Annotated in this window: 18 protein-coding genes and 1 pseudogene; all 19 read left to right on the forward strand. The window is 31.2% G+C overall.

The annotated features are described in order from the left end of the window. Window positions 1–199 precede the first annotated feature (199 nt). The 19 genes and pseudogenes from mobQ (at window position 200) to HMPREF0078_RS01990 (ending at window position 19,021) form a co-directional block, all read left to right on the forward strand. Complete coding sequence (gene mobQ, locus HMPREF0078_RS01900) at window positions 200–1,852, forward strand: MobQ family relaxase (protein ID WP_004838400.1); 1,653 nt, start codon at window positions 200–202, stop codon at window positions 1,850–1,852. A 2-nt stretch (window positions 1,853–1,854) separates the two neighbouring features. Then, the gene (locus HMPREF0078_RS01905; protein ID WP_002843606.1) at window positions 1,855–2,607 is read left to right on the forward strand and encodes a phage replisome organizer N-terminal domain-containing protein; all 753 of its coding nucleotides are present in this window, start codon (window positions 1,855–1,857) and stop codon (window positions 2,605–2,607) included. 173 nt (window positions 2,608–2,780) lie between these two features. Further along, a complete protein-coding gene (locus tag HMPREF0078_RS01910; RefSeq protein WP_004830093.1) occupies window positions 2,781–3,104 on the forward strand; it encodes a hypothetical protein in 324 nt (107 codons plus the stop codon). 71 nt (window positions 3,105–3,175) lie between these two features. Further along, window positions 3,176–4,183, forward strand: coding sequence for an ORF6N domain-containing protein (locus HMPREF0078_RS01915; RefSeq protein ID WP_002843613.1), 1,008 nt, complete (start codon window positions 3,176–3,178; stop codon window positions 4,181–4,183). A gap of 109 nt (window positions 4,184–4,292) precedes the next feature. Continuing rightward, the gene (locus HMPREF0078_RS01920) at window positions 4,293–4,478 is read left to right on the forward strand and encodes a transposon-encoded TnpW family protein (protein ID WP_002843609.1); all 186 of its coding nucleotides are present in this window, start codon (window positions 4,293–4,295) and stop codon (window positions 4,476–4,478) included. A gap of 11 nt (window positions 4,479–4,489) precedes the next feature. Continuing rightward, window positions 4,490–5,305 (forward strand): annotated as a pseudogene (locus HMPREF0078_RS01925) (VirD4-like conjugal transfer protein, CD1115 family); the annotation flags it as partial. An 18-nt stretch (window positions 5,306–5,323) separates the two neighbouring features. After that, window positions 5,324–5,599: a hypothetical protein gene (locus HMPREF0078_RS01930; RefSeq protein ID WP_004838402.1), complete on the forward strand. Its 276-nt coding sequence runs from the start codon at window positions 5,324–5,326 to the stop codon at window positions 5,597–5,599. Window positions 5,600–5,789: 190 nt separating this feature from the next. Beyond that, window positions 5,790–6,101 carry a single-stranded DNA-binding protein gene (locus HMPREF0078_RS01935; RefSeq protein ID WP_004838403.1) on the forward strand — a complete coding sequence of 104 codons (312 nt, stop codon included), beginning with the start codon at window positions 5,790–5,792 and terminating at the stop codon, window positions 6,099–6,101. Window position 6,102: 1 nt separating this feature from the next. Further along, window positions 6,103–6,318, forward strand: coding sequence for a Maff2 family mobile element protein (locus HMPREF0078_RS01940; RefSeq protein ID WP_000394204.1), 216 nt, complete (start codon window positions 6,103–6,105; stop codon window positions 6,316–6,318). A gap of 10 nt (window positions 6,319–6,328) precedes the next feature. Continuing rightward, window positions 6,329–7,192, forward strand: a complete 864-nt coding sequence (locus HMPREF0078_RS01945) for a VirB6/TrbL-like conjugal transfer protein, CD1112 family (protein ID WP_000466918.1) — start codon at window positions 6,329–6,331, stop codon at window positions 7,190–7,192. A 9-nt stretch (window positions 7,193–7,201) separates the two neighbouring features. Further along, window positions 7,202–7,492, forward strand: a complete 291-nt coding sequence (locus HMPREF0078_RS01950; RefSeq protein WP_004838404.1) for a hypothetical protein — start codon at window positions 7,202–7,204, stop codon at window positions 7,490–7,492. A 1-nt stretch (window position 7,493) separates the two neighbouring features. Beyond that, on the forward strand, window positions 7,494–7,904 hold the full coding sequence (locus HMPREF0078_RS01955; RefSeq protein WP_004838405.1) for a PrgI family protein: 411 nt from the start codon (window positions 7,494–7,496) through the stop codon (window positions 7,902–7,904). After that, entirely contained in the window at window positions 7,795–10,218 is a 2,424-nt protein-coding gene (locus HMPREF0078_RS01960) for a VirB4-like conjugal transfer ATPase, CD1110 family (RefSeq protein ID WP_155811427.1), read from the forward strand. Before HMPREF0078_RS01955 ends, HMPREF0078_RS01960 begins: the two co-directional genes overlap by 110 nt. A 7-nt stretch (window positions 10,219–10,225) precedes the next feature. Then, window positions 10,226–12,805 carry a CD1108 family mobile element protein gene (locus HMPREF0078_RS01965; protein WP_004838407.1) on the forward strand — a complete coding sequence of 860 codons (2,580 nt, stop codon included), beginning with the start codon at window positions 10,226–10,228 and terminating at the stop codon, window positions 12,803–12,805. A 14-nt stretch (window positions 12,806–12,819) separates the two neighbouring features. Beyond that, complete coding sequence (locus tag HMPREF0078_RS01970; RefSeq protein WP_002839226.1) at window positions 12,820–13,059, forward strand: hypothetical protein; 240 nt, start codon at window positions 12,820–12,822, stop codon at window positions 13,057–13,059. Next, a complete protein-coding gene (locus HMPREF0078_RS01975) occupies window positions 13,046–15,400 on the forward strand; it encodes a leucine-rich repeat protein (RefSeq protein WP_004838408.1) in 2,355 nt (784 codons plus the stop codon). The genes HMPREF0078_RS01970 and HMPREF0078_RS01975 overlap by 14 nt, the downstream gene beginning before the upstream one ends. Window positions 15,401–15,414: 14 nt before the next feature. Then, complete coding sequence (locus tag HMPREF0078_RS01980) at window positions 15,415–16,281, forward strand: CD1107 family mobile element protein (RefSeq protein ID WP_004838409.1); 867 nt, start codon at window positions 15,415–15,417, stop codon at window positions 16,279–16,281. Between the two features lie 63 nt (window positions 16,282–16,344). After that, entirely contained in the window at window positions 16,345–18,066 is a 1,722-nt protein-coding gene (locus HMPREF0078_RS01985; RefSeq protein ID WP_039920388.1) for a DNA topoisomerase 3, read from the forward strand. Further along, complete coding sequence (locus HMPREF0078_RS01990) at window positions 18,059–19,021, forward strand: DNA cytosine methyltransferase (protein WP_004838411.1); 963 nt, start codon at window positions 18,059–18,061, stop codon at window positions 19,019–19,021. Before HMPREF0078_RS01985 ends, HMPREF0078_RS01990 begins: the two co-directional genes overlap by 8 nt. Window positions 19,022–19,037 lie beyond the last annotated feature (16 nt).

Here is a 19,037-nt window from a genome sequence, read left to right on the forward strand (position 1 = left end):
AAAAAGCTTCGCAGAACGCAAAGCACCCTTTAGGGTGTATAATTGCGCCCTTAGAAAAACTAAGGGATTTTAGCAAGTCTTTAAAAATCCAAAACTTAATAAAAACATACGGATAAAGTAGATAGGAAAAGATACAAAAAATAACCTGTCTGCTTTTTCCTTTACCTGAAAACAAACAAAAAATGAAAGGAGCTTAAAAGTGGCAGAAACATTTCACTTTAATATTTCTATGATAAGCAGAGGAAAAAGTAAATCGGCAGTTGCAAGTGCAGCATATATCTCTTGTGAGAAAATCAAAAATGAATGGGACGGAGAAGTTCACGATTACCATAATAAAAAGGGACTTTTACATTCAGAAATCTTCTTGCCGGAGAATGTTCCCATAGCATTAAAAGATAGAACTACATTATGGAACAGCGTTGAACTAAATGAGAAAGCAAGCAATGCACAGCTTGCAAGAAATTTTATCATTGCTCTACCAAAAGAATTATCCTTTGAAGAAAACAAGAAACTCATTACCGACTTCATACAAGAACATTTTGTATCAAAAGGAATGATAGCAGACCTTGCAATCCATGATGAAAGTGATGAAGAAAATAATAATATCCATGCCCATATTATGACTACTCTTAGACCAATCAATGAAAAAGGAGAGTGGCAGGCAAAAAGCAAAAAAGAATATGTTCTTGATGAAAACGGAGAAAAGATAAAATTAAAAAGCGGTAACTACAAAACAAGAAAAGTAGAGCTGACAGACTGGAACAATAAAGGAAACGCAGAGAAATGGAGAGAGAATTTTGCAAGTCTTTGTAATCAGTATTTAGAAAAAAATCATCAGGAAAAGAGAGTGGATCATCGTTCCTACAAAAGACAAGGGATAGAAGAAATTCCAACCATTCATATGGGAGCAAGTGCAAGTGCCTTAGAAAGAAAAGGCATTGAAACGGATAAGGGAAATATCAATAGAGAAATTAAAAAGCATAACTCCTTAGTAAAAGCCATTAAGAACAAGATAAAAGAAATCACTTTTTGGATAGACTCTTTACTTGGAAATCTGCAAGCAAAATACGATGAGTATAAACAGACCAAAAAAGATGAACTGGAGAACAAAGCAGAACTCTTTAACCTCTATGAGTATATTTCTATCTACAACGAAATACAGGGAGAAAAAACAAAAAATCTATCCTACTATGGACAGATAAAAAAGGGAAATGCAGACCTAAAGAGATTTGTAAAAGCAATCTACTATTTGAAAGATAATCATCTTCAAACCATAGCAGACCTACAAGAAAAAGTCTTTGAACTGGCAAAGCAAAGTAAAAAAATAAGTGGTGATATTCAAGATAAAACACAAAGAATAAAAGACCTAAATCAATGTGTAAGTTGCATAGACTCTATCAAAGAAAATAAAGAAGTCTATCAGGAATACAAAAGCAAAACCATATTCAAAGACAGCTTTTACAATTCTCATAAAAAGGAAATAGATAAGTACCAAAGAGCAAGAAAGATTATAGAAAAATTTACCGGGACATCAGCCATAAAATTAAGTGATTGGCAAAAAGAAATATCAAGCCTTGAAAAAGAGATACAAGACTTAAGCGAAGATAAAGCTAAAGTACAAGATGAATTTAAGCAGATAGACCATATCAAATATGCAGTAAAGATTGTCAATGATGAGTATGGAATAGATTTATCCATAGAGATAGACAAGGCAATTAAGAGAGGAGATAAACCAAGCGTAATTGCACAACTGAAAAAATTCCAAGAGCAAGAGGAAATAAAGAGGCAGTACAAACAAAAAGCCAAGGAAAAGGCTAAAGAAAATTATAAAAATAAAGGGGAGGAAAGATAAAAATGGCAGACAACAGAAGATACTATTGGTTAAAATTGAAAGAAGATTTTTTTACAGATAAGAGAATCAAAAGGCTAAGAAAAATATCAGGAGGAGATACCTATACAATCATTTACCTCAAATTGCTTTTACTTAGCTTAAAAGATAGTGGGAAGCTGTATTATGACGGAGTAGAAACAGACTTTATCAAGGAGCTTGCATTAACGATTGATGAAACGGAAGATGATGTAATGGTTACAGTAAATTATCTTGTAGCACAAGGATTGATGGAGATAATCACAGAAAATGACGAGTATTTTTTAACAGAAATCCCAAGTCTTATAGGTTCAGAAACAGCTTCTACAAGGCGTTCAAGAAAATCGAGAGGACAAAAAGCGTTGCAATGCAACACCAGTGCAACACCTTGCAACCTTTTGCAACAAAACTGCAACGGAGATATAGAGATAGATAAAGAGATAGATATAGAGTTAGAGAAAGAGGGGGAGATAGAAAAAATATCCCCCTCCCTTTATGGAGAATATAAAAATGTTTCCTTAACCGATGAAGAATATGGGAAGTTAAAGGATAAAATGCAAGGTCATAGGGAAGAAATGATAGAGAAGCTGTCAACCTATATGCAAAGCACGGGAAGAAACTATAAAGATCATTATGCGACCTTAGTTCATTGGTATGAGCAAGATAAAGGTAAATTAAAAGAAAGCCATAAATCAAAAGTATATACCTTTGAAGATTATGACAAGGGGGAACACTTGTAGACCTCGTATAAGACGGTGGAAAGGTGTTTTTAGAGCGTTAATGATAAAATAGGTATCAGACTATAGCTAAGTGTAAAATAGGGCTTAAAATTGCAGTATGAAAAAAATATCGTATTTATGATAAAATGATAGTGATATGGTAATAAACTCAGTTATAAGGAGAGGATATATAAATGCGAATTCAATTTACTGTAACCGATGAAGAACTTGAAATTTTAACTAAAAAAGCAATAGAGGGAGGTTTCCCAAGCGTTACTGAATATTGTAAGTGTAGCAGTTTACAAGAAAATACAAGCTATGCTGACCTATATACTACCTTATTAAACAAAATTAGCTCTTTACCGAAGGGCAAAGAATTTGTTTTGAGAGAGTTAATCGCAACACCGCCGGCATTGATTGGCAGATGGTTTTATGAAAATGTAAATAAGGGACTTGTAAAAAATGTGGAACACATCGGAAAAGCTGAAGGCGGAGTAGAAAAATATAAAAGAATATAAGACTTATTCAAAAAGCTACGCAGTGCGTGGCGAATTGGAAAAGAATTTAGATAATGTTGGAGGTGCATTTCATGGCAGAAGAAAATAAAGAGATAGTTATTGTAGATGATAAAACTATACAAGAAAAAATATATCTTATTCGTGGGCAAAAAGTAATGCTTGATGCAGATTTAGCTGAAATATATGGTTATGAAACAAAAAACTTTAATAGACAGGTGAAAAACAACGCAGAAAAATTTGAAGGTGAAGACTTCATGTTCCAATTAACGGACGAAGAAATGGTAGAACTTTCAAGGTGCAAAAATTTCACCTTGAACAGAGGGACTGGTAGAGGAAGTAATATTAAATACAATCCTTATGCCTTTACAGAACAAGGTATTTATATGCTGATGACTGTATTAAGAGGTGAACTTGCTGTTAAGCAAAGCAGAGCTTTAGTTAGAACATTTAAGCAAATGAAAGATTTTATCATTGAAAACCAAGATTTTATCGGTTCAAAAGAATTAGTTCAAATAGCAGTACAGACAAATCAAAATACAAAGGATATAGCTGAAATAAAGTCGCAAATGGCTACAAAAGAAGATTTGAAAAAGGTGATGGATAATTTTATAGATCCAGACACTTACAAGCATTTCCTTTTAATGAATGGAGATAAGATTGAAGCAGATGTTGCTTATACAAAAATATATAAGTCTGCAAAGAAAAGCATTTATGTAATAGATAACTATATAGGCTTGAAAACCTTAGAATTATTAAGGGCTGCAAAAGACAATGTTGAAATTATAGTCTTTAGCGACAATGTGAAGAACAAGGATATGCTTACAAAAAATATCCTTAACGATTTTAGAAAAGATTACCCTAATATCAATCTTAAGATGAAAGTCGCAGGGGAAAAATATCACGATAGGTATATTGCTATTGACTATGGAACAGAAAATGAAGCCTTTTATCTTTGCGGAGCATCATCAAAAGATGCAGGAAATAAAATATCAAGTATTACAAAGATAGAGGAATCTTCCAAGGATATGTATCATACGATGTTTGGCGGAATGCTGAACAATAAGGATTTGAAAATTTAATATGTAAATGGTAAAGCGTTATTCAGTGAATAGCTATAAAACTTGTGAAAGGCGGTAGAAATAAAACTCTATCGTCTTTTTTAATTGCAACTAATAGGAGGAAAATAATATGCACGAAAATAGAAATGAACAAAATACTGGAACAAAGACCATAAAGAAGATAGGAAAGGCAACTTACGAGGTTGTAGTCCATTTTAATGAAAATGTGACTGAAACCATGCAAGATAAATTGAAAAGGATAATGCTTAGGGAAATGGAGCAAGAAAAAGATAAAAAAACCCATAAAAATGATTAGAAAGTCCTTGACAAGTTGTTACAGGAAAAACTGCTAAGTCAATTCTAATATCTTGTGGAGCAAGACTTGCACCTTTTGATATAAGAGAGCTTAGAGAACTAATGAGTGAAGACGAATTAGAGCTTGATAAAATTGGAGATAGGAAAACTGCTTTGTTCGTAATAATATCAGATACTGATGATACCTTTAACTTTGTAGTATCAATAATGTATTCCCAATTATTTAATCTACTATGTGATAAGGCAGATGATGTGTATGGTGGAAGACTTCCAGTTCATGTTAGGTGTCTACTTGATGAGTTTGCCAATATAGGATTAATTCCTAAATTTGAAAAATTGATTGCAACAATTCGTTCAAGAGAAATATCAGCAAGTATAATACTGCAAGCACAATCTCAATTAAAAGCAATTTACAAAGACCATGCAGATACAATAGTTGGTAACTGCGACTCTACACTCTTTTTAGGAGGAAAAGAAAAAACAACAGTAAAAGAATTATCAGAAACCCTAGGAAAAGAAACCATAGACCTATATAACACATCAGAAACAAGATCAAACCAGAAATCTTTTGGTCTAAATTATCAAAAGACTGGCAAGGAACTTATGAGCCAAGATGAAATAACTGTAATGGATGGCGGTAAGTGTATATACCAGCTAAGAGGAGTAAGACCTTTCTTATCAGATAAATTTGATATTACAAAGCATAAGAATTATAAGTTATTGGAAGATTATGATAAGAAAAACTTGTTTGATGTTGAAGAGTATCTAACAAATAGAGATAAGGTAAAGTTAAAATCAAGTTATAAAATAAATAGGTTAAACATTTGATTTTATGGAGAAAGCAAAATGTGTAAAAATAGAAAAACATCTTTAATTATATTAAATATAAATGGTGAGCAGTTTATTCTAGAAAGTGATACAGAACTCACTATGGATAAGAAAAATTATATTGAAGCAATATGCGAGACAATGTACGATGAAAGTAATGAATGGTATGAAGATATTTACGATATGTCACCATATGATATAGCTGAGCTATTCGAAAAAACAGTAAAAGAAGAAGTAGGAATAACTGTTACATTTAAAGCGATAGACCTTGAAGTATCGATTTTAGAAGACTAGAAATAAGGTATTAATAGGCGATAGAAATTAAAAACTCTATCGTCTTTTTTTATACTCAAAATTAGGAGGTTAAGATGGTAAGGATAAGAAGTCCCACTTAAAACAATTTAATAAATAAGACGTTTAGCGATTGAAATATAAGTTCAGTCGCTTTTTTAATTGAAATTTATAAACTAAGGAGAAAAAATTAATGGATAGAGAAATGATAAATATTAACGCAAATTTAGTTAAGGAAGCTGAATTTTCAGAATTTGAAAAAGATGGAGAAAATGTTCAAGTAACAAATTTTGCTCTTGTCAAAAAATATGGAAAAGGCAAAGAATATACAAATTGCTCAGTATATGGAGAAAAGGTAGAAATTGTAAAAGAATTTGAAAAAGGAGATCTAATCCATGTCTTTGGATATTTCAAAGAAAACAAAAAAGGAGATAAGGTCTACAAAAATTTTATAGTTAAATCACTAAACAAAATAGAAAATAAGAAAGAAAACGAGGAGGAATAATATGGAATTTTTTACAGCTGGAGTTGGAGTTTTAAAGACACTTGTAACTGCAATTGGTGCAGGTTTAGGAGCATGGGGAGTTATTAACTTAATGGAAGGTTATGGTAATGATAACCCTGGTGCTAAATCTCAAGGTATTAAGCAGCTTATGGCTGGTGGAGGAATTGTACTAATCGGTATTAAATTAATTCCACTACTTGCAAATGCTTTAAATTAGGAGAAAGTCTATGTTTGGTATCTTTGACAAGCTAACTGAATTTTTTAAGGATATGCTACTCGGAGGTATCAAAGCAAATCTTGAGTCCATGTTCTTAGATATAAATGACAAGGTAGGAGTTATTGCTACTGATGTTGGTAAAACACCAATGGGTTGGAATGGAGAAGTATATAACTTCATAAAAAACATTAATGATAATGTGATCGTTCCAATAGCAGGTCTTATCATAACAGCAGTATTATGTATCGAACTCATAAATATGGTTATGCAAAAGAATAATATGCATGATACAGATACTTTTGAGTTTTTCAAATATATTATAAAGATGTTTATAGCAGTCTACCTTGCAAGCCATGCCTTTGAATTTTCAATGGCAGTCTTTGATGTGGCACAAAATCTTGTAAACAAAGCGGCAGGGGTAATCACTACTTCTGCCACTGTTTCAGGAGATCAGATAGTTGCAATGGTTGATACATTAAAAGAAAAAGAAATAGGTGAGCTTTTAATGATATTAGTTGAAACAAGTCTAGTGAGGATTGCAATTCAATGTATATCTTTAACTATTACCTTAATAGTATATGGGCGTATGTTTGAAATATATGTCTACTCATCAGTATCATCCATACCATTTGCGACTATGGGAAATAAAGAATGGGGTCAGATTGGAACAAATTATATCAAGGGACTTTTTGCCTTGGGACTACAAGGTTTGTTTTTGATGATATGTTTGGGTATCTACACCGTTTTAATTAGAACGGTACAGGTTACAGATATTCACGCAAGCTTGTTTAGTATATTAGGATATGCTCTACTACTTGGACTTATGATGTTTAAGAGTGGAACAGTTGCAAAAAGTATTATGAATACGCACTAGGAGGAATAAATGTTAAAAAAGAAAAATTGTGCTTTATTGGGACTTGGAATTTTATTGGGAGGAACTTATGAAATCTTAAAAGAGAAGAAAAGAAATGAAGAAATTAGAAACTTAAAGAAAAGATTAAATAGACTCGGAAGATGTCATAATGAATTTGTTATGTATCAAGGAGAATATAATGACAGAAATGAAGAAAAACAAGAAGAATTAGAAGAAAGAATTAGCTACCTAGAAGAAGAAACAACATCTAATTATGACCATATACTTGAACTTTACAAAGAAGAAGTAGAGGGAGATTAAAATGGCGTATGTACCAATACCAAAAGATTTGGACAAGATTAAAACAAAGGTTGCCTTTAACTTAACCAAAAGACAACTTATAGGTTTTTCTGTGGCAGGACTAATTGGCATACCAACCTATATATTTATGAAGAAATATCTACCTAATGATATTTCAATCATTGTAATGCTAATAGTAACCCTGCCAATCTTTTTTATAACCTTATATGAAAAAGACACCTTAACCTTTGAAAAGTATTTTAGATTTTTCTATCTTCATAAGTTTTATCAACCAACTAAGAGAATAAGAAAGGAGGCATATCTTGAAGCAAAGAAAAAAGCAAATCAGCGACTTAAATCTAAGGGAAAAACAATTAAAAAAAGACCGAAAGGAAGTAAGAAGGCTAAAAACAAAGAAAGATCCAACAAATAGTCTTCTAAGTGTAATTTTAAAGAAAGAGAAAAAGAGATTTACTGTTGAGGATACAATTCCCTATATAAGAATGTTACCAGAGGGCATTTGCCAGTTAGATGAAAAAAATTATTCAAAGACAATATCATTTCAAGATATAAATTACCAGTTGGCATTGGAAGAAGATAGAGATTTAATCTTTAACCAATTTGCCAACTTTTTAAATTCTTTTGATCCAAGTGTCCACATTGAACTATCATATGTAAATCAATTAGGAAGAAATAAGGACTTACAAGACGCAATTAAAATTGCTGATAAGGGAGACTTTTATGACGATGTAAGAAAAGAGTTTAGGGAGATGTTAAAGCTTCAACTTGCTAAGGGCAATAACGGACTTAAAAAGATGAAGTATATAACCTTTACAACAGAAGCTGATAACCTAGAACAAGCAAGAGCAAAGCTAAATAGACTTGAAGTAGATATTTTATCTAACTTTAAATCTATGGGAGTAAGAGCAGAAAGTCTTGATGGCGAAGAAAGGTTAAGACTTGTTCACGACATGTTAAATCCAGATAAGAACTTTGGTTTTTCATATAAGAATTTGAAGAAGAAAGAGTCTACAAAATCACATATAACTCCCAATATCTTTAATTTTGCACCAGCAAATAATTTTAAATTTGGGAAATTCATTGGAGCAGTAAGTCATTTTCAAATACTTGCAAGTGAGCTATCAGACAGAATGTTATCTGAGTTTTTAGATATTGATGACAATATTTATGTAGCTTTTCATATAGATGTAGTTGAACAAGCAGAAGCTATTAAACTTATTAAGAGAAAAAATACAGACCTAGATAGAATGAAAATTGAAGAACAAAAGAAAGCAGTTCGTGCTGGATATGATATGGATATTATTCCTTCAGATATAAATACTTTTGGGGCTGATGTTAAGTCCATGTTATCTGACTTACAAAATAGAGATGAAAGGCTCTTTGTAGTTACCATAGTAATGATGAATTTTGCAAGGACTAATCAAAAATTAGAAAACACCATTGCACAAATCTCATCAATTGCAAATAGACATAATTGTCAGGTAAAAAGATTATCTCATCAGCAAGAACAAGGACTTGTTTCTGCCTTACCTCTAGGAGTTAACCAAGTCGAAATAAAAAGATTTTTAACTTCATCATCAACGGCAGTTTTTATGCCTTTTACAACAGAAGAGCTATTTATTGATTCGGCAAATTCTTTGTACTATGGATTAAATGCCCTTAGCCAAAACTTGATTATGGCAGATAGGAAGAAACTTAAGAACCCTAACGGACTAATATTAGGAACACCAGGTTCTGGTAAATCTTTCTCGGCAAAGAGAGAGATGGCAAATGCAATTCTTGTTACAGACGATGATGTAATTATTTGTGATCCTGAGGGCGAGTATTCAAACCTTGTAAAACAATTTAATGGAGAAGTTATTAAAGTTTCAGCAAAGTCAAGGGACTACCTAAATCCATTAGATATTAATATGAACTATGGAGATGGGGACGCACCTTTAAAAGATAAGGCAAATTTCATAATGTCTATGCTTGAACTTGTAGTAGGAGGATCTGGTCTTACTGCTGCAGAAAAATCTGTTATAGATAGGTGCTTACCGAAGATATATCAAAAATATTTTGAAGACCCAAAACCAGAAAATATGCCTATATTAGGAGATTTATACGATATGCTCCTATCTCAAGAAGAGGGAGTTGGTAGGAAGCTCGCAACAGAAATGGAAATTTATGTTAAGGGAAGTCTTAATGTATTTAATAATAGGTCAAATGTTGACCTAAATAGGCAACTGCTCTGCTTTGATATAAAAGAGCTAGGAACACAACTTAAAAAAATAGGTATGCTTGTAATTCAAGACCAAGTTTGGAACAAGGTTTCCCTAAATAGAGGAAGCAAGTCTACAAGATACTATATAGATGAGTTCCACCTTTTATTAAAAGACCCACAAACTGCTTCATATTCAGTAGAAATCTGGAAAAGATTTAGAAAATGGGGAGGTATTCCAACAGGTATAACTCAAAACGTAAAAGACCTTTTAACAAGTCAGGAAATTGAAAATATCTTTGATAATACAGACTTTGTTCTAATGTTAAATCAAGCGTCTGGAGATAGAGATATTCTTGCTAAGAAATTAAAAATATCGCCTTATCAGTTAAACTATATTACTAATTCAAATGCAGGTGAGGGACTCTTATTCTTTGGAAATACTATTGTTCCCTTTATAGATAAATTCCCTAAAGACACCATGCTATATAAGTTAATGACAACAAAACCAGAAGAAGCTAAGTAGGTGTGATATGGATAAAAAACTAAAAAAAGATTTTCAAAAGAAAATTATACGAAATAGGGACGCTCCTGAAAAGAATCTTGAAAGTAAACTTGTACATTCAGATGATTATACCAATAAGATTATTAAGACTAAGGATAGGTTCGGAGATAAAATTTCAGAAAAAGAATCTAAACTTATCCATGAGAATGTATTAGCTAAAGATCAAAAACAAAATAAACTAAAAGACTTTCAGAAGGCTAAAAACAAAGAAAGAATTAGAAAAGATGTTTTAGATAATAAATATAAGACTGAAGAAACAAAACAAGCTAATCTTGAAATAAGGACAGATGAAAACTTTAAACTTGATGAAGACTTAGGTGTAGACTTCAAAAAGGTGAACTTTGATAGTGAAAACAGTAGAAATATTAATTCTAATAAACTAACAACAGATGATATCTCAGCTAAGGCTCAACCAATAAGCAATAAGACGGCATCAAGTAAAAGACAAGTTCTTAAAAATTATGAGGATAAACTTATTCATAGTAAGGATAAATTTCAAGACAAAATCAACGAGAAAGAGTCTAAGCGAATCCATACAAGTGAAGATAAACCTATTGAAGCGAAGAAAAGTAAGAGAATATATAGAAAAGATAAGCTTGTTAAAGATGAAGTAAGTAAGAACGAGAGTAATACTAATATCGATAAAAAGCAAAAGCAGAAGCTTTATCAAGAAAAGAAGTTTAGAGATAAGGAAAAATTTTCTAAAGAGATAGATAAAGAAAATAAGCTAAGCGAAGTTGATACAGATAAGACTTTTGAAAATTCTGAGCTTAAAGATAATAATCAAGAATTTATAAAAGATGAAAAGGAAACAAGCCTTAAACCTTCAGAACAAAAGAAAGTTAATAAAAAGAAGACTTACTACAAAAGAAAAAATTATGAAAGTGATAAATTCACTCGAAAGAAAATTGATGACTTAAAAAATGAATCTAAGAAAGTTACAACTAAAGATTCTAAGAAATCACAAGATGTTAAAGATTTTATCTCAGATAAAAAGATTGGAGAGCTTGAAAAGTCTAAAAGCAAGCTAAAGGATAATATTTTAAAGAATAAAACTAAAGGAAGTCTATCTTCTGGGGTTTTATTATCTGGAGCTAAGTCATCAGAGTTAGTGAGAGATTATTTAAGTTCAGGATCTGACAATACTGGTGTAGAATCTGGAGAAAAGGCCGCTAATGTAAGCTCTAAACTCCAGCATGGAATAAGGAAGTATAAGCTAGACAAAAAGAAAAAGTCCTTAAAAAAGCTATCTAAACTTGATAAGAAAATAAGAAAGAGAAAAAGCAAGTTGGAGTTTAAAAGTGGTTTGGAAGATTTAAAAAAGTCAGACGCCTATATAAAGAAAAATAGATTTAAGAAGTTTTACCAGAGAAAACAAATGAAAAGCATGATAGCTAAAAAGCACGAAACAAGACTGGTAGATAGAGTTAAAAAAGCTATTTTAAGTTTAGGTAAGGCTTCTAAAGAGCTAATCGTAAGAAAAAGTAAGATGGTTTTATTTCTAGTAATAGGACTAGGTCTTATGCTATCAATCATGATTGGTGGTGGAAGTGTTGGTATGAGTGGACTAAGCAACTCAGTAAACTCAGTAATGACAACAACATACCTATCACAAGATACAGTTCTAAGTGAAGTTAATCAAGAATTTTCATCAATGGAATATGACCTACAATCACAAATAGAAAGTGTAAAAACAAGTCATCCTGGATATGACGAATATATCATAAATAAAGAAGGAGAAATTGGTCATAATACCCATGAACTTTTATCCTATATAACTTCAAGATGTGGAGAAGTAAAATCAGCATCTGAAGTAAAAGGAATTTTAAAAGAACTTTTCGACAAGATGTATAAGCTTGACTTTAAAGAAGAAATTGAAATTAGAACAAGAACAGTAGCAAGAACAAGATATGATAGTCGTGGTAATCCTTATACTAGCTATGAAAAAGAAGAGTACGAATATAAAAAGTTAATTGTAACTTTAAAGAAAAAAGAAATGGATGAAGTAGTTAGGGAAATATTTAAAGATTATCCAGACAATGTAGTTCATTATGAAGCTCTTCTTGAAGCTAAGGGGAATATGGGTGATGTTTTTGGATCAGGTAATGGGGACTTAGGAGAAATAGTAGATAATCCAAACTTTGGAAATCCTGGTCTTGCTTTTGATTCAGCTACTGCAAAAGCCTTATTTAATGAAGCAGAAAAACATATAGGCAAAAGATATGTGTTTGGAGCAAGTGGACCATCTAACTTTGACTGCTCAGGATTTGTATGTTGGTCATTTACTAAGTCTGGTGTAAAGAGAATGCCAAGAACAACTGCATGGAGAATATACAAAGACTATTGTAATCCAGTAAGTCCAAGTGAAGCTCAACCTGGAGATATTATATTTTTCCATTCAACATATAACAGTGGAACACCAATATCTCACGTAGGAATATACGCAGGTAATGGAATGATGATTCACGCAGGAGATCCAATTCAATACACATCAATAAATTCAAAATATTGGAAATCACACTTTTATGGTTTTGGAAGACCTAGATAGAAGGGAGATATTATGTGAACAGAAAACTTATAAGTATTAGAAACAAAAAGAAAAAAATAGAAGATAAATTGAAAGATTTAAATGCAAAATACAAGGAAATTTGCGATGAAGAAATACAAGTTGAAAATGAAGAAATAATTGTAACTCTTAGGAGGAACAATATCAGCTTGGAAGAATTAATGGAGAAAATCAATGATAGAAAAAGAGAAGAAAAATTAAAAGAAAAGGAGAACATTCATAATGAAGAAATTTAATACAAACAGACTAAGAGCCTTTTTTATGGCTCTTTTATTAGTTTTAACATCAACTGTGCATACAAGTGTATTTGCAAAGTCTGATGTTACTTGGACGGAAGATGATTTTATGTATTCCTCTGAGGGAAATATAATCGCTTTTAGTGATAAGGGCTTAGAAAAGAAAGAAAAGACAAATATTCTAGTATTTCCTGAAGGAACGAAGTCTATAAATGGAAATTATTCTTTAAGTCATTCAAACGATGAACTTAGATTTAAAAGAGAATTTGGACGTGGCAAACATTGGGATAAAGTAATTATTCCTGATTCTGTTAAGCATTTAGGCTATGCTGCCTTTTACGATGCAAGTATAGACGAGGTAAAACTATCAAATAGTCTAACTTATCTTGGTGGTTTAGCATTTTTCAATTGTGGACTTAGAGAAGTGACTTTACCTGATACTTTGGTAAATATTGAACATAATACTTTTGAAAGAAATAACCTCCAAGAAATAACTATACCGAAGTCTGTGAAGACAATTGAACAATACGCTTTTTCAAGAAATAAATTGCACACTATAAAAGTTTTAGGCAATCCAAATATTAACAGTAAGGGAGTATTCCATAATCAAGAAGTTGAATATAGACCAAAACAAAATCCATTTTACGAAAATCATTTTGGTTTCAAGGGAAATCAAGGATTCAAATCTATTCCTAATGGATTGAGGTATGAAAATGGAGAGTTTGTCTTTGATAAGAATGTAGATAGTGTAGAACTTGAATTTGATTATAACAATGATATGTATCAAGGAAAGATGACTATTTACAATCCAAATAAATATTCCATTGATACTCAAACTGATTTAACAGGTCAAGATATTGATGAAAAGGACAATAAGATTGATGATTTAACTAAAAATATTAAGGACTTAGAAAATCAGATCAAAGACTTAAATGATAAGAAACAAGAAGACCAATCAAAGATAGATGAATTAAAGAAAAAGTTAGAATCTTGCAAAGATAATGGAGAAAAACTAAAACAAGAAAAGTCTAAGCTAGAAGAAGAGATTAGAGATAAAGATAATAAGATTGCTCAATTGAATAAAGAAATTGAGGATCTTAAAAATTCTAATAATAATGATGAACTAATAGCAGAAATTACTCAGCTTAAAGATGAACTAAAAAGATTACAATATGAAAATGCAAAGCTAAAAGAAGATTATTCATCTACAAAATGGGAGTTAGAAGCTGAGAAAGAAAAGACTGGTAAAAACGAAAATAAAATTAAAGAAATGCAAGAAAAGCTCGAGTCTTTAGAAGGAGAACTTGCAAAGAAGACTAAAGAAATTGAGGATAAAGACAATAAAATTAAGGACTTAGAAAAAGCTCTTGATGAAAAAGATACTAAGATAAAAGACTTAGAGTCTAAAAAGAAAGAGACAGAAAATTCTAAGTCAGAATGCTGTAAGAAAATTGAAGAGCTTCAAAAGGCTATTGATAGTTTAAAAGAATCTTCTGAAAATACAAAAAAAGAATTAGAAGATAAGATTAAAGGACTAGAAGAAAAACAAAAAGCTTCTGAAGAAGAAATTAAAAAGCTAAAAGAAGAATTAGATAAGAAAATCGAAGAAGCAAAGAAGTTAATCGAGGAAGCAAATAAAAAATCGAAAGAAGAACTTGAAAAACAAGCTAAAGATGAAAAAGACAAAAATCTAAATCAAGACTTATCTAAAAAATTAGATGAACTTCTAAAACTCCAAAAAGAAAACAAAGAAAAGAAAGAAGATAAGAAATCTCAAGATAAGAAGTGGGACGAACTTTTGAAAGCTGATGACAAGAATATCCTAAATCAATTTGATCTTAACAAGATGAAAAAGCAAGAGGAACAGCAAGGCAAAAAACAAGTTAAAAATGAAAAAGAATTTGCAGTTTTCCAAGTAGACAAAAACTTTTATAACATTATTAACAAAGATGGTAAGACAACAGTCTATATGGATGTAAAAACTTATGTAGACCAAGGAAGAACTATGATTCCAGTAAGATATATTGCTTATACTCTAGGTTTTAATGTTGAGTATGACAACTCTACTCGTGAAGCCATTTTCTCAAATAAAGAGAATAATATCCTAGCTAAAAAGACATTAAGACTAAATATTGATACTGGTGTTATGAAAGATTCAGATGGAAAGGTCTACAATTCAGATGTTAAGCCAGTGATTATAAATGGAAGAATTCATGCTTCAATTTCAAATATTGCTAAAGCTTTTGGGGCAAGTCATGGAGATATTAAAGATGGTAAAAACCAAACAATAGAATGGGACAATGCTAGAAAAGCAGTCTATGTATTTAAAAATGTAAAATAAGAAAGGATAGAAAAATGAATAAGAGCATTAAACGAGGAGTAGCCATAGCGTTACTCCTTTTTACATTTACAGTACCAGCAACTACATTTGCGATGACAAATGAAGGGCAAATAGAAAGTCAAAACGAATCAATCTATGAACCACAAAAAGAAGAATTTGAAAAAATGTTGAAAGATGATGTTTTTACACCGTCAAAAGAAGAAATTCCTTATCAAGATGTTCCAAGAATACCAGGAAATACAAGTGAAGCAAATAAGCCTTCAAATAATCCTCCAAAGAAAACCCCACTTGTAAAAGGTGGTAATACAAAGGCAGTAAATAGTCTAGCAACACAGGAAAATAAGGCAAGAGGTTCAGTAATTGAAAATGTAGATAGGAATGGAAAAGATATTACACCAAGTGGAGATACAGAAAAAGATAAAGAAAATCCAGTAGATGTAAGACAATTTTTAACATTTCAAACTAAAAGTGGAAAAACTATGCACCTAATAGTGGATCACTCATCAAATCAAGATAATGTAAGATTATTAACAGAAGTAGGAGAACAAGACCTGTTAAATATGATTGAATCAGAAGATAAAAATACTATAAAGGTTGAAGAGCCTAAGAAAGAAGAAGTAAAAAAAGAAGAACCTACTGTTGTTCCAGTAAAAGAAGAAAAGAAAAGCGGAATAGGTTCATTTCTAATTATTGCACTTGTAATTGGAGGAGTTATAGGGGCAGGATATTATTTTAAAGTAGTCAAAGCAAAAGAAGATAGAATGTTGGAAGACTTTGAAGAAGATGATGAGGATTATATTAGTGAGTCAGAAGATGAATCTGACAATGATGAAAGTCATGAAGAATCATCAGAAGATGATGAAGATGATGAACTATTATAATAATTTTTAAAAGCTTGAGCGAGAGAGAAATCTTTCGCTCTTTTTTTATTTATGGAGGTATTAATGAAGTTAGTAATAGCAGAAAAACCAAGTGTAGCAGTTACGATTGCAAAAGTAATTGGAGCAAGAACAAGAAAAAGCGGATATTATGAGGGAGGTGGCTACATTGTTTCTTGGTGTGTAGGTCATTTAATTCAAATGGCAAGTCCAGATAAGATTGATGAAAAATGGAAGAAATGGTCAATAGACACTCTTCCTATAATTCCAGAAGGATATATTTATGAAGTATCTAAAAGCACTAAAAAACAATATGGAGTTTTAAAGAAACTTTTAAACGATAAGAACATCGACACAGTTATAAATGCTTGTGATGCTGGAAGAGAGGGAGAACTTATTTTTAGGCTTGTATATAATCAAGCTAAATGTAAAAAGAAGATTCAAAGACTTTGGATATCTTCAATGGAAAACAAAGCTATTGAAGATGGTTTTAGAAATCTTAAAAATGGAGAAAACTTTGAAGGCTTATATAGATCGGCAAGTGCAAGAGCAATTGCAGATTGGCTGGTGGGGATGAATTTAAGTAGGCTTTATTCTTGCATTTACAAGGAAACATATTCTGTTGGTAGAGTACAAACACCAACTCTATATTTAATAGCCAAAAGAGATAGTGAAATAAACCTATTTAAGAAGCAAAAATATTATACAGTTGACCTATCTTATGAAGGATTGAAACTTGTATCAGATAGGATTGATAAAATTGAAGTTGCAGAACAACTATTAAATCTGCTAGAAGACGAAATAGTTATTACAGAGGTAGAAGACAAAGAAATAAGCACAAAACCAGATAAGCCTTATGATCTCACTACCTTACAAAGAGAAGCAAATAAATATTTTGGGTATTCAGCAAATGATACTTTAAATCTGGCACAAGCTTTATATGAAAAAAAGCTAATCACATATCCAAGAACGGATAGCAGGTATTTAACCGATGATATGGTTAATACTATGAAAGAATTATTAGAAGGACTTGAAGATGATTTTAAAATCAATGAATCAAACTTTAAGTCTATTTTTAATTCATCTAAGGTTACAGACCACTATGCAATTATTCCTACTATATCAGGTATTGGAAAAGCCAAAGATTTATCTGACAAAGAAAGCAAAATCTATAATCTAATCAAGAATAAATTACTTGCTTCATGTTCGGATAACTTAAAGGAATCTAGTAGAAAAATCAGATATGAATATGATAAATTTAACTTCAATGCAAGTGGTAAGACTATAAACTATGAAGGTTATACCAGGTATCTAAAGCCTTATGGAAAGGAAAGACAAGAAAATGAATTACCAGATGTAAAGACTGGAGATAAAATTAAGCTAACTTCTAAAAATATATCAGAGAAATTTACCAAAGCTCCAAGTCATTATAACGAAGATACACTTTTAAAGGCTATGGAGAATGCAGGGATTGAATCACTGGATAAAGATATAGAAGTGGAGAGAAAAGGCTTAGGAACACCAGCTACAAGAGCAGGAATTATTGAAAATCTTATCCATAAGGATCTTATAAGAAGAGATAAGAAAAATCTAATTGTAACAGAAAAAGGCAATAGACTTGTATCAATTGTAGAGGATAAGTTTAAATCAGCAGAAACAACATCTGAATGGGAAATGAAACTTGCAAAGATTAGCTCTGGTGAAGTAGATAAAGAAGACTTTTTAAGAGAAATTGAAGATAGTATAAGGGAGCTTGTAGATAGGTACAAGAATAATCTAAATGAATAAGGTGAAAATATTAGAGCTTTTCGGCGGCATAGGTGCTATTAGAAAGGCTTTTATTAATTTAAAGATACCTTATGAAGTTGTTGATTATGTAGAAATAGATAAGGCTTGTGTTAAATCATACAATGCACTTTATGGAGAAGATTATAAGCCAAAATCAGTAGTAGGATATAAAGCACCTAATGAGAAGATAGACTTAATTATGCATGGAAGTCCTTGCCAAGACTTTTCAAGAATTGGAAAAAAGCAGGGAGGAGTAAAAAACTCAGGAACTAGATCAAGCTTACTATTTGAAACAATTAGAATAATAAAAGAAATGAAAGAAAAACCTAAATGGATAATTTGGGAAAATGTAAAGGGAGTCCTTGATAGAAATATGAGGGACTCCTTTTTTATTTATCTAAAAGAACTAGAAAACCTTGGATATGAAAGCAAGTATGAAATATTAAATGCAATGGATTTTGGAATACCTCAAAAAAGAGAGAGAATTTTTGTTGTTTCTTGTCTTGGAGCAAATAACTTTTCTTTTAATAAATTGGAGAGGAAAGAAACAAGACCACTAAGTGATTTTTTAGAAAAGGATGTAAGTGAACTTTATACAATGACCCAACCTTATATGCTCAAATTTTTAAATAAAGGCATAGATAATAGTTTTAGAGGGCGACTCAAAGTGATTAAAGATTTTTCTTATACTATTTCTACAAAACAGATGAGAGTACCTAATTCTGGAATAATAGATATTGGAAATGGTCAGTATAGGTATTTAACAGAAAGAGAATGTTTAAGACTCATGGGTTTTGATGATAGCGATATAGACAAATTAGAAGAAGTATATCCAAGAAGAAAAAATTGCACCTCAAGTAAACTATATAAACAGGCCGGCAATTCTATTGTGGTTGATATTTTAATGTGCATTATTAGTTCACTAATGCATGTTAGTGCAAACTTATTATTGTAAATGATATAATAAAATA

It is taken from the genome of Anaerococcus vaginalis ATCC 51170 (assembly GCF_000163295.1).
GTDB lineage: Bacteria > Bacillota > Clostridia > Tissierellales > Peptoniphilaceae > Anaerococcus > Anaerococcus vaginalis.

What these genes read in the sequence shown, in the direction of transcription:
- HMPREF0078_RS01905 (WP_002843606.1), top strand. Translation starts at nt 1,855, where the DNA reads ATGGCAGACAACAGAAGATACTATTGGTTAAAATTGAAAGAAGATTTT.
- HMPREF0078_RS01910 (WP_004830093.1), top strand. Translation starts at nt 2,781, where the DNA reads ATGCGAATTCAATTTACTGTAACCGATGAAGAACTTGAAATTTTAACT.
- HMPREF0078_RS01915 (WP_002843613.1), top strand. Translation starts at nt 3,176, where the DNA reads ATGGCAGAAGAAAATAAAGAGATAGTTATTGTAGATGATAAAACTATA.
- HMPREF0078_RS01920 (WP_002843609.1), top strand. Translation starts at nt 4,293, where the DNA reads ATGCACGAAAATAGAAATGAACAAAATACTGGAACAAAGACCATAAAG.
- HMPREF0078_RS01930 (WP_004838402.1), top strand. Translation starts at nt 5,324, where the DNA reads ATGTGTAAAAATAGAAAAACATCTTTAATTATATTAAATATAAATGGT.
- HMPREF0078_RS01935 (WP_004838403.1), top strand. Translation starts at nt 5,790, where the DNA reads ATGGATAGAGAAATGATAAATATTAACGCAAATTTAGTTAAGGAAGCT.
- HMPREF0078_RS01940 (WP_000394204.1), top strand. Translation starts at nt 6,103, where the DNA reads ATGGAATTTTTTACAGCTGGAGTTGGAGTTTTAAAGACACTTGTAACT.
- HMPREF0078_RS01945 (WP_000466918.1), top strand. Translation starts at nt 6,329, where the DNA reads ATGTTTGGTATCTTTGACAAGCTAACTGAATTTTTTAAGGATATGCTA.
- HMPREF0078_RS01950 (WP_004838404.1), top strand. Translation starts at nt 7,202, where the DNA reads ATGTTAAAAAAGAAAAATTGTGCTTTATTGGGACTTGGAATTTTATTG.
- HMPREF0078_RS01955 (WP_004838405.1), top strand. Translation starts at nt 7,494, where the DNA reads ATGGCGTATGTACCAATACCAAAAGATTTGGACAAGATTAAAACAAAG.
- HMPREF0078_RS01965 (WP_004838407.1), top strand. Translation starts at nt 10,226, where the DNA reads ATGGATAAAAAACTAAAAAAAGATTTTCAAAAGAAAATTATACGAAAT.
- HMPREF0078_RS01975 (WP_004838408.1), top strand. Translation starts at nt 13,046, where the DNA reads ATGAAGAAATTTAATACAAACAGACTAAGAGCCTTTTTTATGGCTCTT.
- HMPREF0078_RS01980 (WP_004838409.1), top strand. Translation starts at nt 15,415, where the DNA reads ATGAATAAGAGCATTAAACGAGGAGTAGCCATAGCGTTACTCCTTTTT.
- HMPREF0078_RS01985 (WP_039920388.1), top strand. Translation starts at nt 16,345, where the DNA reads ATGAAGTTAGTAATAGCAGAAAAACCAAGTGTAGCAGTTACGATTGCA.
- HMPREF0078_RS01990 (WP_004838411.1), top strand. Translation starts at nt 18,059, where the DNA reads ATGAATAAGGTGAAAATATTAGAGCTTTTCGGCGGCATAGGTGCTATT.